14 protein-coding genes and 1 pseudogene are annotated in these 17,061 nt (G+C 48.9%); 4 read left to right on the forward strand and 11 right to left on the reverse strand.

Translation table 11 applies throughout. From position 1 onward, the window contains the following. Positions 1–82: 82 nt before the first annotated feature. Entirely contained in the window at positions 83–370 is a 288-nt protein-coding gene (gene rplY, locus M0415_RS05800) for a 50S ribosomal protein L25 (RefSeq protein ID WP_011622605.1), read from the reverse strand. Between the two features lie 313 nt (positions 371–683). Here rplY and M0415_RS05805 point away from each other — a divergent pair, with 313 nt between their 5' ends. Then, the gene (locus M0415_RS05805; protein WP_249555039.1) at positions 684–1,118 is read left to right on the forward strand and encodes a hypothetical protein; all 435 of its coding nucleotides are present in this window, start codon (positions 684–686) and stop codon (positions 1,116–1,118) included. On the opposite strand, the gene mepK is transcribed toward M0415_RS05805, so the two are convergent. From mepK to M0415_RS05860, 10 genes and pseudogenes are all read right to left on the reverse strand, one after another. Continuing rightward, positions 1,069–1,617, reverse strand: coding sequence for a peptidoglycan L,D-endopeptidase MepK (gene mepK / locus M0415_RS05810; protein WP_249555037.1), 549 nt, complete (start codon positions 1,615–1,617; stop codon positions 1,069–1,071). The genes M0415_RS05805 and mepK overlap by 50 nt on opposite strands. A gap of 123 nt (positions 1,618–1,740) precedes the next feature. Next, positions 1,741–3,404: pseudogene (locus M0415_RS21495) on the reverse strand (L,D-transpeptidase family protein). 201 nt (positions 3,405–3,605) lie between these two features. Further along, entirely contained in the window at positions 3,606–5,789 is a 2,184-nt protein-coding gene (gene mdoH / locus M0415_RS05825) for a glucans biosynthesis glucosyltransferase MdoH (protein WP_249555031.1), read from the reverse strand. A gap of 23 nt (positions 5,790–5,812) precedes the next feature. Continuing rightward, positions 5,813–7,450, reverse strand: coding sequence for a glucan biosynthesis protein G (locus tag M0415_RS05830; protein WP_220055417.1), 1,638 nt, complete (start codon positions 7,448–7,450; stop codon positions 5,813–5,815). Between the two features lie 407 nt (positions 7,451–7,857). After that, positions 7,858–9,252 (reverse strand): ATP-binding protein, encoded by a 1,395-nt coding sequence (locus M0415_RS05835; RefSeq protein WP_249555029.1) that lies wholly within the window; start codon positions 9,250–9,252, stop codon positions 7,858–7,860. Positions 9,253–9,367: 115 nt separating this feature from the next. Continuing rightward, a complete protein-coding gene (locus tag M0415_RS05840; RefSeq protein ID WP_011716887.1) occupies positions 9,368–10,027 on the reverse strand; it encodes a response regulator transcription factor in 660 nt (219 codons plus the stop codon). Between the two features lie 10 nt (positions 10,028–10,037). Continuing rightward, positions 10,038–10,940, reverse strand: a complete 903-nt coding sequence (locus M0415_RS05845; RefSeq protein ID WP_249555028.1) for an FAD:protein FMN transferase — start codon at positions 10,938–10,940, stop codon at positions 10,038–10,040. Between the two features lie 97 nt (positions 10,941–11,037). Further along, positions 11,038–12,384 carry a DUF3570 domain-containing protein gene (locus tag M0415_RS05850; RefSeq protein ID WP_249555026.1) on the reverse strand — a complete coding sequence of 449 codons (1,347 nt, stop codon included), beginning with the start codon at positions 12,382–12,384 and terminating at the stop codon, positions 11,038–11,040. Positions 12,385–12,477: 93 nt separating this feature from the next. Then, positions 12,478–12,699: a DUF4266 domain-containing protein gene (locus tag M0415_RS05855; protein WP_011716884.1), complete on the reverse strand. Its 222-nt coding sequence runs from the start codon at positions 12,697–12,699 to the stop codon at positions 12,478–12,480. Between the two features lie 3 nt (positions 12,700–12,702). Next, entirely contained in the window at positions 12,703–13,170 is a 468-nt protein-coding gene (locus M0415_RS05860) for a TlpA disulfide reductase family protein (protein ID WP_249555024.1), read from the reverse strand. 349 nt (positions 13,171–13,519) lie between these two features. Between M0415_RS05860 and hyaA the strand changes: the two genes are divergently transcribed. Genes hyaA through cybH form a run of 3 tightly spaced genes read left to right on the forward strand, consistent with a single transcriptional unit; the run spans position 13,520 to position 17,059 of the window. Continuing rightward, positions 13,520–14,656, forward strand: coding sequence for a nickel-dependent hydrogenase small subunit (hyaA, locus tag M0415_RS05865; protein ID WP_088211232.1), 1,137 nt, complete (start codon positions 13,520–13,522; stop codon positions 14,654–14,656). A 3-nt stretch (positions 14,657–14,659) separates the two neighbouring features. Then, entirely contained in the window at positions 14,660–16,363 is a 1,704-nt protein-coding gene (hyaB, locus tag M0415_RS05870) for a nickel-dependent hydrogenase large subunit (protein ID WP_249555023.1), read from the forward strand. Positions 16,364–16,384: 21 nt separating this feature from the next. After that, complete coding sequence (gene cybH, locus M0415_RS05875; protein ID WP_088211234.1) at positions 16,385–17,059, forward strand: Ni/Fe-hydrogenase, b-type cytochrome subunit; 675 nt, start codon at positions 16,385–16,387, stop codon at positions 17,057–17,059. The last annotated feature ends 2 nt before the right edge of the window (positions 17,060–17,061 follow it).

Here is a 17,061-nt window from a genome sequence, read left to right on the forward strand (position 1 = left end):
ACGCGGGGATTCTTATCTTTTTCGTTAAAAAACAGCCACAAAAAAAGCGCCCTATAGGCGCTTTTTTGCTTCAATCACGCGATTAAGCGTAAACGAAGTCAACGTGCTCGATCATTGGCTTGAACGCGTGACGTTGCATAGCTTGTGCACGAACACCAACTTCTTTGCCATCTAAAACGATAGTCACAACAGAAGTGTAGAAGTCTTCGTTAGTTTGAATGTTGATGATGTCTTTGTGATCAAAAACAATAGAAACTGGCTCTTTGCCTGCGCCGTAGATAACAGCAGGAACTTTACCTGCATGACGTAGGCGGCGGCTCGAACCTTTCCCTATTTCAGTGCGGGTTTGTGCTTGGATAGTGTAAGACATGTGTTTCTCACTTAAATTTAGAGTAAAAACCATCACCATTTTCGACCAATGGTGACTCATTATAAAGCGCGCGCATACTAACACAGTTACTCGGCAGGTACAAGAACAGCCCCACTCTTAAACCTGAATGATACCGAGCGGCTATCGTTATAAATCACAAAGAGTATTTATTGAATTGGAAAACTTGTTTGTAGCCTGTTACATAGCCGAAGCGGCTTTGATCTGAATCAAAAAACACGCGATCTTGATCACACTTAAGCCCGTCTATGCCTGCTAAGCTCGGGCAAATTTTGTCACTTCAGTCTTGTCAAACATGCGTCACGAGCTGTATTTATTGCAACAAGAAAATCGTCTTTCATGCCAATTAGCCCGTGAACTCGTCTCACTTATCGAAACGGTACCCTATCAACAGACCACAATCGAATTGAAACTGTTAGAGCTGCTCGCCTGCACTCAACAAAAAAATCGCAGTTTGCTGATGTTGATGCAGCTTTGTGAATCATCCGCCGTTGAAGGCCAACGACTCAGGCAATTTAAGTTTTCACAGTGCCTCAATCAGCATGTGAACGACTGGCAACAACATCGGGAAATGAACAAGCTTGGGCAACTCTTCTTGCCGCTGTTAAAACATTATTTGCAGGATATTCAAACACTCGAGCTGCAGTTTTATCAGCAGCTCTCAGTGCAAAACGATAAGACTACCAGTGGCGGACTGGGCCACAGTCAACATGCACAAAGCCCGACTTAGGGTAATAACCCACTCCTCCTAATTTAAGCGATAACGCCGCATCACGAAGGTTTTTTAGGTTCACGCCCGGGATAGCGATGTCCATTGCCATGCCTTGCATATGATAACTTTTCTTTGCCACCCCACTGCTCTTACCCGCCAACATGGCGTTGGTCTTAGGCGAACGATAGCCTGAAATCACATGGATTTCGTTCTCGGTATTGAGGGTGCTCTTAAGGGTGTAAAGCAGATCGAATAAGCGTTTATCCATGGGCGCCGCCACATTTTGGCGATGGTCCCGCAGCAAATGACTAAAATCATTCAATACTTCGCTCTGATAATGGCCGTCAATCCAATAACTGCCATTGTTATGCTCGCCCGTGTGGCGATTATAGAGGCTGAGATCACGAACCCCTTTAGTCGACCGACTTGCAAACGCTTTAGAAGGAATTAAAGAACACAATGCCACACCACTGAGGCCTAACAACAACTGCCTACGGGCAGGACAAAGTAACGTCACATCATCACCTTTTGTTCGTTTTTTGGACACTAAAACCGCAAATTATACTGAATCGCCATTCAGATCAAGCCTTGACTGGCTCGCAAGATTTCAGATTTCAAAATCTCTTAAAAGTTCAGGTCGTTATAGAATGTAAAAAATTGCTGCAGGTACCGCCTGGGTAAACTCAGCCTCTAGCTGATAAATATCATTGCGATATTGAATTTGCCCAGCATCATCAAGCCATGCTGTCCAATAAACCGTGTAAACCGGCATGGTATCTGACAACGCAAACCATTGGGATTGAGTGGTATTAGGCGCTAATTTGTCCCAAAGACGCGTATCTTTAACTAAGTGAGTCTGAAACCAGCGGGCCAGCTCCTCGACCTTTTCAACCCGAATGCAACCCGATGATAAGGCCCTATCGGTCTTTTTAAAGAGACTTGGCTCAGAAGTTCCGTGCAAATACACGCTAAAACTGTTGTCGAAATGAAATTTATATCGACCTAAGGCGTTTTTCGCCCCAGGGCGCTGCACTAAGCGATAGGGAAAATGGCTGGATGCCAACTCTTGCCACTCCTGCGGCGAATGTTCGACTTGAGCGCCGTCATAGTCGTAGACATCAAACCCACGATCCTGCAGGTAATGACCATCCTGACGTATATGGGGCAAGATATCGCGCCGGACAATGGTGCGTGGCACTCGCCACTGAGGATTGAGCACCACGCTGGAGATATGACTACTTAACAGTGGTGTAGGCCGCGATGCTTTGCCTACTATTACTTTTGAATTAAGAATGACCTTCCCCGCTTCGACGAATTGCAGCTCAAATGCTGGGATGTTTATCATCAGATAACTTGCAGGTAAGGTGCGCGTAAAAATCTGCTGCCTAAGGGTATTTTTGGCCAACAGCTGTGCCCGAGCATAGGGAGATTGATTTAGCCAATACAGGGTCTGCTTACCTATCACCCCATCCGCCTGTAAACCTGCAGGGTTTGAAAGGCTTTGATAGCGCTAACAAGCGCATCATCATAACGTAAGGGATTGTTAGCAGTTGCAACCTGCTCCTCTCGTGCGACTGAATCAGCAGGTGTTGTTGCGTCTGGCAAAATTCTATCTGACTCAATGTCTGATTTAATGACTGGCTCAGATCCTAGTTCAGATACTGACTCGGAAGCTGTGCTAGGCATATTTTCTAGAAAACCTAATAGGAAAAGACGCTGCGCAATCGGCGCGATGAGTGGACTCTCTTGCCCTGGACTTAGCTTATCTTCGAGGATAAGCATCTCCCACGTAGAGGATTCCGCTAACGCCATTAATTGCTTCAGCTTGATGACCACAGCGCGAAAATACGTATCCTTTGGCAGCAGTGTTGCCGATGAGCATGGCGTGATGCATTCAGCTTGGGCATCGAGATACTGCCAATAGTTATCCAGTTGCAGCTGCATTTGCTGAAGCTTCACCTGCTCCTCATTATCCAGCGCCCTCTGCCGCCACTGGATCAACTGTTGATAATTGGCGCTAAAAACCGGGCTCACATCGGCAAGACTCAAGAGTAATGTTTGCCCTAGGATTTGCTCAACTGCGGTGTCTGGTTCGGCAACTTCAATGGAAGTCGCATCAGCTAGCGGCGCAACAGTTTGTGGTTCAACACTTAAAGGTGCAGTGACTGGAGGTTTGGCTGCATAGGATTCGATGAGCACAAGGGAAAGTCCCATCAGCAATGTGCTAAGTGGCCAGCGCTTAACTAAACTCAAGCTACGATTTCGTTTGTTAGGATTTGGCGTTAATCGACTCACAGGCATCATAAACATCCCCTGTAATAGCAGATACTGAGCTGATATACCGCGAATGTTGACATCAACACTCAATTCACCAGTAATCTGTATTCACTATAGCTGAAGCCGTTAACGAAATGCAGACAGCAAAGGGATAAAACAAAAATGCCACTGATAGGCATCAGTGGCATTTCATCGAGTCAGCGAAATAACGCTAGGTTGAAGTTCGCACTAGCAGAAAGACACTAAGTCTTCCGGCACAAACTGCTCTGGCAGTTTTTGTAAACTTCGCAGCATCAGCGGATTAGCCAGCACCAGCGCCATCTCCTGACGGTTAAATAACGCCAAGGCACTCTGTTGGCACTGCGCTTCATGCACTTTTACGTGCACAATAGCTTCAACCGGTTCAATGGGTGTACCCGCCGCACGCAGTGGCTGCTTATCAACCATAGCTAAATGCAGTTCCATTAACGCTGGATCTTTTAACACTTGCGCTAATGTCCAAGGCTGCTCGATATGCGCCTGATAAGCGGCACGTGCCTCTTGGGCACGAATACAGATAGGCGCAGGATTACGCTCCTCTGGCGTGGCCAAAATGCCAATGCGTTTAAAGAACTCACCAATTTTGATTGACCCCGTCCACGCCGAAATCGGCACGGCCAACCAAAGACCAATCAAGGCGGGGCTCATCCAGGCAAGCAATGTTAAGGAGTCCAAAATGGCCGCATAACCTAACATCACGCCCGCCAGCATATGCCAGCGGTGGCGATAGATCAGGGTTAACCAAGGCATGCTGCCATCGTCACGGCGCTGTGGGGACCAACCACTGTCACGTCCCATTAGAATTGACATCACCGCACCGCAGTGGATAAACATCATAATAGGTGCGATCAGTGCCGAGAGGATGACCTCGAATATCACACTGAAAATCGCCTTGATGCGACCACCGACACTGCGGGCAAAGTTGCCATCTTTTAGCAGCAATAATACACCGAAAATCTTAGGTCCAAACAACACGCCCATAGTGATATAGAACAATCTCAATGCCCTGTCCGAGTCCATGATTGGCCATGTTGGGAACAGCGAGAATTGGTCGGTAAAATACTCTGGACGAATAAAGTGTGCCTGCAAGGCGAGCATCAAACCCGTTAAAATCAATAACAACCAGAATGGCGATGACAGATACGCCATAATGCCCGTCATTAAGTGCAAACGGCTAACCCAGTGCAAGCCTTTGGTCGGCAGGATACGGGAATGCTGTAAGTTACCTTGACACCAACGGCGATCGCGCACGGCTAAATCGACAATCGAGGGCGGACATTCTTCATAAGAGCCGGGTAAATCGTAGGCAATCACCACACTCCAGCCAGCACGGCGAATAAGCGCCGCTTCGACAAAGTCATGGCTTAGGATATGGCCACCAAATGGCGGTTTACCCTTAAGGTTTGGCAGACCCGCCGCGCCCATAAAGGCTTCGGTACGAATAATGGCGTTATGGCCCCAGAAGTTACCTTCTTTTTGTACCCACCAACCTAGACCCGTACCAATCACAGGACCATAAATACGCGCCGCAAACTGTTGCAGACGCGCCATTAAGGTGGTGCCATTGATGAGCGATGGAATGGTTTGGATAAGTCCGGCGTCAGGATCGGCCTGCATACGTTGTGCTAAGCCCGTGATGGTCGATGACTCCATCAAACTATCAGCGTCGAGCACCAGTAAGTGATCGTAACGAGAGCCCCAACGGCGGCAGAAATCCGCCACGTTACCCGCTTTACGCGCCACGTTCTTACGACGACGGCGGTAATACACGCGAGAATGTTTGTGGGTTTCTTGGCGCAGCACTAAAAACGCCTGCTCTTCTAACAGGGCGATTTCAGGATCTGTGGTATCACTTAAGATAAACCAATCGAACGCATGGCCATGTCCCGTTTGCGACAAGGCTTCCGCCATCACAGATACCGCAGAGAACACCCTATCAGGCGACTCGTTATAGGTGGGCATCAAAATCGCGGTGCGGGTATGTAACTCAGTCTGGTCAAGCTCGTTTGGCTTGGGCTTTTTCAGCAACATGAAGAAGCCTGCGATACCACTACAAAACGCTAAGGCAATCCAGCAGAAGTTAATCGCAAACAGTACCAACATCAGATATTCGAGGGGAGTGATCCCGCCGATACTGAACACAGCGCCCATTTCGTAGATTGCAAACGCAGACAGTGCAAGTGCGCCGCCTACGACAAAAAATCGACGGGATACCTTCGAGCGCACGCCGTTAGCCACTGTGCTACGGCGTGGGAAGCCTTCAGGCATTTTGCTTAAGCTTTGGGGTTCCATCGCGCCAGGCCTTTCATTAGGCATGGCGCTACCACCCACGAGCACTTCAGTCTCAAGAACCGAATTCTCGGATACAGTCATATTATGTTGCTCCGTCATGGACCTTAAAGCGTCCAGCGATAGAGCCAGGTTTCAACCTGACGCGGTGTTGAGAACTTGAGTTCGGCACGTAATTCGATAAGTTCCTTATCTTCTGGCTCCAACTCAAACGCGAGGCGATAACCATTGTTAGCCGCGTTACGCGCAATAACCACATTTGAAATCACCCCACCGGAAGACTCAACCTTCGCGAGCGGTAATTCATCGGGCATGGCGCCGTTAAGATGATAATCCACGACAAACAAACGTCTTGGGGTCGCTTTTGCGATGTCGGCACGACCACTGGCTGTACGACTCACCACGACAGAATTGGTTTTCGCCGCTGGTTCCTCGCCCCAACTCATACGGTAAGCAAAATGATACTCGCTGCCCGCAGGAATAGGCTGACGCGGCTTCCAGAAGCTCACGATGTTATCATGAATTTCTGATTCTGTTGGAATTTCTGTCAGAACGACCGCACCTTGTCCCCAGTTACCCACAGGTTCAATCCATAAACTTGGACGACGCTCGTAGTGGGCTTCGAGATCTTGATAAGAAGCGTAATTGCGTTCACGTTGAATTAAACCAAAGCCCTGTGGCGAGTTGTCGGCAAACGCGCTCACCTGTAATTGGCGAGGGTTCGCCAGTGGACGCCACAGGTGCTCACCACGGCCGTTAAACATTAACAAACCGTCTGAATCGTGAACTTCAGGTCTAAAGTCATCGGTATCGTGGCGGCCATTAAGTGAATGTAAAAACATGCTAGTGCTAGGAGCTAGACCGACTTTGCTGAGTTCGACGCGAGGGAATAAGGTCGCTTCGACGTCGATCTGGGTGTTGTCACCAGGACGCACAGAGAAGCGATACGCGCCCGCAACACTTGGGCTATCCAGCAGTGCATGCACCACGATCAGGTTGCTGTCGTAGGAAGGACGTTCAACCCAAAATGCACGGAAAATAGGGAACTCTTCCCCTTCTGGATCGGCGGTTTTTAATGCCAAACCACGGGCAGATAAGCCATAGGAGTTACCTTTACCTAAGGCACGGAAATAACTCGCGCCTTGGAACACCATCAGCTCGTCATACACACCGTTGGTGTTTAACTGGTTATGAATGCGAAAGCCTGAGTAACCAATGTCATCATTTGGCAATGCTTGGCTGATAACTTCACCGGCAGTGAAATACTTAGGCTCGTAGGCTAAGTGAGTCGATTGGTTAGCTTCAACGATGGCAATTTCGATCAAATCTTGGAAATAGAAGCCACGGTGAAACATTTGCATTTGAAATGGTAAACCTTGATCGCGCCAAATGGACGAAATCGGGTTAAAGCGAATGTCGCGGTATTCATCGTAGGTTAACTTGGCGAGGCCTGCTGGCAGCGGGTCCTTTAACGCCACATAGGGCTTAGAAGCCAGCTTACGCGCCAGTTTCATTACAGAATCGCCATCAAAGGTGCCCGTTTTTGTAAATCTCACTTGATTTTTGTTCGCCGGCTGAGCCGTCGCCTTAGGTGGACTCACCACAGGTGTGGCGGGTTTGTTTTCAGCAGGCTTTGTTTCTTCAGCAAATGCCGTGCTCGACAGCGCAAATGCTGCGCTAAGCGCCAGTGAGCAAATGAGTGAAGAAGAAGGTTTAAACGATTGGCAACGCAACAAGCTAACCATAGGATAGGTAACCTAAAAATAAACTAAGAAATCAACGTTTTTTGTCTGCACAGTGAAATTTTTTTACCGCGGTTTGATGGTAAAAAAACACAGGCTGTTACATATCGCGAAAGATATCAGAAGGAGTAAAAAACTCATAAATAAAGATGCAGTTAACTCCTTTTGCACGATACTATTTAGCAATATACTTATACCAATAAAGAATATCAAATTCGAATTAACATACGGATTTGATCTTTAAAAGTAACGTATGTGAGTAAAGTGCTATCTAGTTCGCATTATAGAAACAAAATCAGCCTCTTTTGCAAACTGACTGCTGACAATAATCTTAGGTGATGCCTGCCAATACGCGAGCCTGTTGCAACAAAATTTATTGCATCAAGCGTGTACCAACAAAACAAACGATACTATTGAGGTAATAAAAGGGTAACCACTAAACCGCCATTTTCGCGGGGCGTTATCGTCAATTGCCCTTGGTGCAAATCAATAATGTGGTGGCAGATGGAGAGCCCTAATCCCGCACCTATCCCCTCATTTTCATTGACGCGGTAAAAGCGCTCCGTCGCGCTGGCGATTTGCTCATGGGTCATGCCCTGACCACGGTCGGCGATGTTGATCTCAACATAAGCGTCAGTTAGCGCTGCACTAATGCAAATTTGCGTTTCAGCAGGACTGTATTTACAGGCATTTTCGATGATATTTTTCAGCACGATCAACAGGTAAAAACGATCGCAGTTGAGCGTTAACGCCGCGTCAACATCAATATCCCATTCATAGTCGGTGATCAGTGGCATTAGCTGGTTCAGCGCATCCTCTACCATTGGCAACAGCGGATAAGGCTGCACATTCAATTCGGCAATCGAATCGACCCGCGCAAGCAGTAAGAGCTGCTCCACTGTATGACTCATATGCTTCACACCCGCATCGATGGCGGCGAGGTGGATGCGCTCCGCATCCCCCTCTCCCACTAAGCCTTCTAAACCCTGTTGATGTAACTTAATCACGGATAAGGGGGTTTTTAACTCATGGGCCGCATCGGCACTAAAGCGGCGTTCCCGCGCAATAAAATGCGCAATGCTGCTGATATATTGATTTAGCGCGCGGCGCACGGGCACAAGTTCCTTTGGGAGTGACATAGTGAGCGGCGTGAGATCGTTAGGCGAGCGCGCCATTAACTCGCGCTCGAAGGACTTCAACGGACGGAACAAGATGTAAAACAGCAAGCTGACGATAAGTAAGGTTAAGGGCACCACGATCAGCGGTACTATCACGGCATTATGCATAATCTGTGAGACCAGCTCTTGGCGCACTTCGTCCTGCTGGGCAGTAACTATCCAGACTTTGTGTTTGACCGAAAAAAAGCTGAACACATGCCAGAGCTCCCCTTCGAACACTTTTTTGCTGTAGCCTTGGACAAACTTAGTGATGGGTTGGCGGCCAATATTGTCTGAAAAGACCAGTGCTTGCCCCGCCTCACTCCAGATCTGGAAGGCGAGTTTATGCTCATAGGCAAGCTTTAACGCATCGGCTTTTTCGGCAAAGGTGCTCACTTGACTGTCGGGCACATGGAGAACTTGCGGCAACTCTTGCGGCGCTTTGAAAGCTTCCTCGTCGTGATAGAACAGTTCAAGCATTTTCGCGCTTTGCAGCATCTGCGCATCGAATAACTCTTCGATTTGATGCTTAGAATCTCGGGTGCTGAACCAGCTTGAAATGCCCACGGAAACTGAAATCCCCGAGAGCATCAGCAAGGTTAATAACAAACGTAATGAGTACACATCCAGCACCTTGAGTCGATTCACCCTGTGGTCCCCGTCGTTTATGGTGAGAGTAGACATGCCTAAAAGGCAGTTACTAAATACCGATAAACGCCGAGTTTGTCACTTAAATCCTTGCGCGAGTGTCAATTTTAATGGGTTAATTGACTTCGGTTAGGGTGTAGCCAATGCCGCGTACCGTCTTAATTAAGTCGTTGGCTAATTTTTTACGTAAATGGTGGATATGAACCTCAATCGAGTTGCTGCCGACCTCATCCCAACCGTAGGTTAACTGCTCTAACTGATTACGGGTCAATACACGACCTGCGGATTGTGCCAGTTCCAGCAATAGCTGAAATTCCCGGCGTGACAGAGGCACATTTTGATCGCGAAAACTCACTTCGCGGGTGTTGAGGTCGATACTTAACGCGCCAATATTCAAGCTGTTATTATCTAAACCATATTGCCGACGGACGATCGCCCGAATACGCGCGGCTAACTCGCGCACATCGAAGGGTTTACCTAAATAATCATCGGCGCCGATATCGAGGCACTCGAGTTTGGTATCAAAATCCGTGTTAGCCGTGAGCACAATCGTCGGGATTGAAACGCCTTCGGCGCGCCACGCTTTGAGTAGCTCCTTACCATTACCGTCGGGTAAGCCTAAATCAAGCACTATGGCGCTAAAGGTCTCATTCTTAATGCCCACCAATGCTTGCTGATAGCTACTGAGATGATCGACCTGCATCCCCATTTTAGCAAGGCTTAAGCAAATCCCTTGGGCTAGTAACTCATTGTCTTCCACTAACATGATACGCATTGATAATGCCCTATCGAAAAATACTACACTGAACCGATTGCTCGGCTAAAAAGGCTTCGGCTTGTTCGCCCTGTAACATGGCCATGGTGGCCAACATGCCCGCAGTGACGCAGTTTGGCCCGAGTACCGTCACCGAGCGCGGTGCCCCGCTCACGGGATAGCCTGTGCGCGGATCGACAATATGCCCATAACGTTTACCCTCGACCTCAATAAACCGCCGAGTATCACCGCTGGTCGCTAAGGCGCCTTGGGTGATGGCAAGCACTTTAGCGGCATGGTCAAGCTGATTAGGATCTTCAATCCCCACTTGCCAAGGCACAGCATTGGCCACCGGACAGGCGATATCACCGCCAAAATTAACCAATACCGAAATCCCCGCATAGGACTCGGCAAGTTCATAGGCGACCCTGTCGACCGCATATTCTTTGGCGATACCGCCAACATCGAGCTGCATACCTTGGGGCATCAGCAGCTCTTGGGAATTAAACTCAATACGCGCAAAGCCCACTAAGGCTCGCGCTGCCTCAATATCTGCTTTGGCGGGCATCTTGGCGTCCTGCGTAAAACGCCACACTTGCATTAACGGGCAAGCCGTAATATCAAATAGCCCGTCACTTAACTCAAAGCATTGTTTCGCAAAAGCCAACAGTTGCCAGGTTTCTTCATCGATTGACTGACGTTTGCCATCGGCATGATTCAAACGCCATAGATAATTGCCTTCAATAAAACGGCTGTACTTTTGCTCGATTCTTCGCGCCTCACGGGCCGCCATATCGAGCATATCGTAGGCGATGTCTTCATCATGGCTGGCAACCAATAGCTCACAGGGACTCGCCATGGCCCTAAACTCGCCCAAAAATCCCCAATCACGGCGCACGAGTCGATAAGGCGCATTAGGGGAAACTGCTGGCATCTTCGCATCCTTATTCTGTACTTCGCTTAACGCTCAATATGGGCAACACGCCCCATATTGATGCGCTTTGTCTACGGCTCAGTAACAGAGTATACCTTTAAAATGAATAACTAAACTGCGCCGTTATCGCCTTTTGGGTTGGGAACAGGTCGTAGTTTTGCAGCTCGCCCGGGATCGTTGTGCCATTGTTTTTCGGATCCTGTTGGTAATATTCCAAGCGATACGTCATCTCATGGCCGCCTGGCAGACGGTGGCCAAACTTAACCCCAATGGTATAAGCACTCATATCACCAATTCGGTAATCCGCACTGGCAAACTCGGGTAGCGGCGTATCGGCAAGCAGGAACGGCTGATAGAAATTCACCGCCGACTGTTGGTAATAACGTAAGTGCAATTGTCCGTAGAAACTGCCACTAAAGTAATAGCGGTAGTGGGTCTCTAAGGTGTGCGAAGTTAAATCCCAATCGTCGGTGCTATAGCGGTAGGAAAAGTCCACAACACCAGCATCGAGTGCGCCTTTGGTCATCACATAAAAGCTGTGTTTCAGGCGCGAATCGGGACGATTCTCGTAGACTATGTCCTCAGTGGTGCCGTTATTGTCCACCACACTCAACACTTTGTAGGGATCGGTTAAATAGCCGCTGACACTGGATAAACCATAGTTCGCCTGCAATAACCAACGCTGATTCAATATTTGGGTAATACCTAACATCAAATCGACGGTTTGTTTATCGTCACTGCTCGTTTGGCGTGTCGCATCGAATGCCGCGCGATAGGCTTCATCCGTGGTAAAGTTATCGCGGATCGCCATAGAGGATAAGGCCACGGGTCTGCCACCCACGGGATCGACCACATCGAAGCTGTAAGATGTCCCTAAAAACAGAGTGGTGTTGTCCTTGTTAAAGCCACGCTCAAGCCCTGCATTCACGCCCATCGACATATAGTCGAATTCCTTAGAGCCATAGACGCCGCCGTTGACTTTCCAATCGGAATTAAGCGCCAGTGACCAGTTAGCACTGCCCTGTACTCGGGTATCGTGGAAGGTATCATCGAGCGGTGTCTCACCCGCCGCCACTTTATACTGGCCATTACCGGAAGGACGGGTAAAGGTTTGGCTGTCGCTTTGGGCAACCGCGCCTGAAGCCGAAGCACCGGTTAAACTGTCGACCACTAGTTTTAAATCCAACACACTATCGTCGCCAAAGTTTTTTTGCGCCGTCCCAATGGCTTCGATTGCCTGCACCCTGTCTTGCTCACCGTAATACATGAGCGCGGCATCGACTTTCCAATCATCGGCATTTTTTGCAAGCTCAGTGGTGTGACCATTAGAGACAAACAAGCCACAACTGGCTAAAGCCAAGGCACTAGCAATGTGTTTAGTCTGCGGTTTAGCTTGGAGAACTTGTGGGGCTATTGAGTCTAACTTATTGTTATTATTTGTCATGGCTGACAACACCTTTATATCACTGAAACTTATTTAGACTAAAAACCGAATAAAAATGAAAATCTACGGCACAACCTGTTCAAGCAATACTGACTAGTTACAGCCACAACCGCCGCCCGCAAACGCACGGCCGCCGCTGCTGCCTTCCTTACTAAAATAGATATGATCGTCTAATGCTTGGTCTAACTTTTCACTATCGAGCGCCATATCGGCGCGGGCGAATTGCCCCTTTTCCCACGGCTGCACCCCTAAGCTTGAGCAACCAGTTAACCCCACTATCATCAACGAAACGGCAATCAAGGCGATTTTACGCATACACTACTCCTTCAACAGACTGACGAGTTCTTGCTCATAATCGGCGGCATTGTCTTGGTAAAAGCCCACATGGCTTTTAACTAGTTGCCCCTGGCGATTGAACATAAAGCTGCTGGGCATCCCCAATAAATCAAAGCTTCGTGCTACATCTCCCTCGGGGTTGAAACGCACATCAAAGGTTGCAGGAACCTGCTTTAAAAATTCATCGGCGAGGGCTTTATCGGTGTCGAGGTTAATCGCCACCACGGCTAAACCTTGATCACGATATTTTTGTGCCATCGCATTCATCCAAGGAAATGACTTACGGCATGGCCCGCACCAAGAGGCCCAAAAATCCACATAGACCACTTTACCCTTAAACTCGGTTAAGGAAACCGCTTGGTTTTGCGCATCGAAAACTTGGTGATCGAGCGACGGAGCGGCATAGGCTCCCACACTGAATAATCCGAGTAACAACAAGAGTTTTTTCATACGTCTTCCACCCATCACAATTGCGTTTGAATCTATTAACTGAATCTTAAGGTTTTCTTAAACTGTAGAAGAATAAATTAAGTCTGCTGTTCCACTTATTCCTACGACATCAATTGATTACAAAGTGAACTCTAGCGGCAAAAATGTTAAAAGTGCGACATTTTGTCCCATTAGCAAATTCGAAATTAGATCTGTGTCATGTTAATTAAATGTCAAAATCAGTTTCATCACATCTCTTGAAAATTCTTGATATGCATCAAGAATTATCAATCGCCTAGGGCCTAAACTGGCTATGTCAATTATGTAAACCCTTACCAATTTACATTTAAATAACAAAAAAGGTTGACCCATGGACACACATGCAGCCCTCTATGAACAGGGAAAGGCGCGCTTAGATGCGTTGCGCCAACTCGCTCCCCGTCAACAGCTCTCTCTTGTCGAAAAAATGCAACAACATGGCATCACCCGTCGTGATTTCATGAAATGGAGCGCCATGGTGACAGGCATGCTTGCCCTGCCGTTGCCATTTAGTAATTTAGTCGCCGAAGCCGCCGAGCTGGCCGACCGTGTACCCTTAATCTGGTTACATATGGCCGAGTGTACTGGCTGCTCTGAGTCCTTAGTCCGCGCCGATACGCCGAACTTAGATTCGCTGATCTTCGATCATATCTCGTTGGAATATCACGAAACCTTAATGGCCGCCGCGGGTTGGCAAGCAGAGGAAAACCTCGAGCATGCCCTGGAAACTTACAAAGGCCGTTATCTACTGGCCGTTGAAGGTGCGGTTCCAACCGCCAATAACGGCAGCTTCTTAACCGTGGGCTGTAAAGGTCATACGGGCTTAGAAATCATCAAGCATGCCGCCGATGGCGCTGCGGCGATTATTTCTGTGGGTACCTGCGCCTCCTTCGGTGGTGTGCAAGCTGCCTACCCCAACCCTACAGGGGCAAAAGGTGTACACGAAGTGGTGAGCAAGCCGGTGATCAACTTAGGTGGCTGTCCACCGAGTGAGAAAAACATCGTCGGCACTCTGATGTATTTCATCATGTTCGGCAAATTGCCAGCGCTGGATATGTTCAATCGTCCTAAATGGGCCTACGGCGCACGGGTACACGATAACTGTGAACGTCGCGGCCGTTTCGATGCCGGTGAATTCGTTGAAGAGTTTGGCGATCACGGCGCAAAAGAGGGCTACTGCCTCTACAAAGTGGGTTGTAAAGGACCTTATACCTATAACAACTGCCCCACAGAGCGCTTTAACCATCACACCAGCTGGCCAGTGTTAGCAGGCCACGGTTGTATGGGCTGCTCAGAACCTAACTTCTGGGATGATATGGCCGATTTTGAAAAACCCCTTGGTCGTCAACTCCTCCATGGATTGGATGCGACCGCAGACACCGTCGGTGCGGTGATTTTAGGCGCGACTGTCGTCGGCATTGGAGCCCACGCCGTTGCCAGTATTTTTGCCAAGCCGCTGGAGGAATAACCCATGAGCAAGCGCGTTGTTATCGACCCTATCACCCGTATCGAGGGTCACTTACGTATTGAAGTCGAAGTTGATGAGAATAATGTCATCAACAAGGCATGGTCTTCCTCTACCCTGTGGCGTGGTATTGAAGTGATTTTAAAAGGCCGCACGCCAATGGACGTGGGTCTTATCGTGCAGCGGATCTGCGGTGTTTGTACCTATTCCCACTATCGCTGTGGTACTGAAGCGGTGGAAAATGCCTTAGGCATTCAAATCCCGTTAAACGCTAAATACCTGCGCTCCTTAATGCAAACCTCGCTCTATATGCATGACCATATAGTGCATTTCTATCATCTACACGGTTTAGACTGGGTCGATGTGGTCTCCGCCTTAAGTGCCGATCCTGCTAAGGCCGCTCAGGTCGCCCTCAAATATACCGACAAGCCGATTGCTGCGGGCGAAGGTGAATTAAGAGCAGTGCAAGAGCGGGTGAAAGGCTTTGTCGAAACAGGCAAACTCGGCCCCTTCGCTAACGCTTACTGGGGCAATGGCACCTATAAATTTACCCCAGAGCAAAACCTGATTGCCCTGTCGCACTATCTCAAGGCCCTTGAAGTGCAACGGGTTGCCGCAGAAATGCTGGCGATTTTCGGCGGTAAGCAGCCACATCCACAATCATTGGTTGTGGGCGGTGTGACCTCAGTGCGCGACATGCTAAGCCCTGCGCGCCTGCAGGAATGGAAGCAAAAACACGCCATAGTGACCGACTTTATCCTGCGCGCCTATCAAGCCGATATCGTGATGGCGGCGGAAGCCTTTGGTGGTGAAGCCAGCGTACTTGGCGGCGTGAACGTTAAAAACTTCATGGCAACCAATGACTTTGTGCTCGCCAATGGCGAATACCTGTTTGACCAAGGCGTGATCATGAAGGGCGACTTAGCGGGTGTGAGCGACATTAACCCTGAGCTTATCGCCGAAGACGTAAGCCATGCATGGTACACCGCCGATGCGCCGCAGCATCCTTACGATGGCACTACCATTCCTAACTACACTGGCTTTGTTGAGCGGGATACGGTTTACGGCAAACTGCCGACCTTAGATGGCGATGGTAAATACTCTTGGGTGAAATCGCCACGTTACCAAGGCGAACCCGTGGAAGTGGGTCCATTGTCCTGCCTGCTGGTGAGCTATGCCCGTGGCAATAAGGTAGTGGTCGATGCCGTGAATGCGTTATTAGCCCGTACTGGTTTGCCCGTTGAAGCCCTGTTTACCACACTGGGCCGCACCGCTGCGCGTATGCTGCAAACGGTTATCGTGGCGCAGGAAGGCCTCAGAACCTTCGATGCCCTGCTCACTAATATTCAATCCGATGAAACCACCTATGTGAAGCCACACATTGATCCGAGTAAGGAATATGTGGGTCACGCCATGATTGAAGCGCCACGCGGCATGTTAAGCCACTGGATCCGCATCAAAAACGGCGTCATTGAGAACTATCAAGCCGTCGTGCCCACCACCTGGAACGCAGGTCCTGTGGACGCTAATGGCAAGATTGGTCCCTATGAAGCCTCACTGATTGGCTTAAAACTGGAAGATCCCACTAAACCCCTTGAGGTGATACGTATTATTCACTCATTCGACCCTTGTATGGCGTGTTCTGTACACGTGATGGATTTCAAAGGTCAAGCATTGAGCGAGTTCCGTGTCAGCCCCAATGGTCAATAACAACGAGGGAGGGAACGCAACATGAACCATTCTGAAACCCGCATTCGGACACTGGTTTTTAGTCCCGCGATACGGATTTTCCACTGGCTACGGGCACTGACCATTTTAGTGCTAGTGATCACCGGATTCTATATTGCTTGGCCGTTTCTTGTGGCGCCCGACAGCACGGATGTATTGGTACAAGGCTGGATCCGTTTTGCCCATTTGATCTGCGGTTTTGTGCTGACCGCAGTCACCTTGGCCCGCTTCTACCTGTATTTTTTCAGTCGAAGCGATATCGAGCGGCGCTCATTCCGTGATGTGATGAGCGTTAAGAGCTGGATCACCCAACTGAAATCCTACATTTGGATGGGACACTTGCATAAAGCCGGTGTTTATGGACCGCTGCAATTTGTGACCTACGTAGCAATCTCCTTCGTGGCACTTGTGATATGTATTACTGGACTCGTGCTGTATGCCAACGTCTACCATGAAGGTTTAGGTGGCATGCTTTGGAGCAGCGCAGCTTGGATCACGGCGCAAATGGGTGGACTGGCTCAGGTGAGAATTTGGCACCACTACCTCACTTGGGCATTCGTTATCTTTGTAGTTATCCACGTCTATATGGCGGTTTGGTCAGGGATACGCTTCAAACATAACTCTGTCGACTCAATTGTCTCTGGTTACGACTACCCGAAACCAGACTCACACCACTAGGA

It is taken from the genome of Shewanella sp. 10B, assembly GCF_023475885.1.
Classification (GTDB): Bacteria; Pseudomonadota; Gammaproteobacteria; order Enterobacterales; family Shewanellaceae; genus Shewanella; species Shewanella mangrovisoli.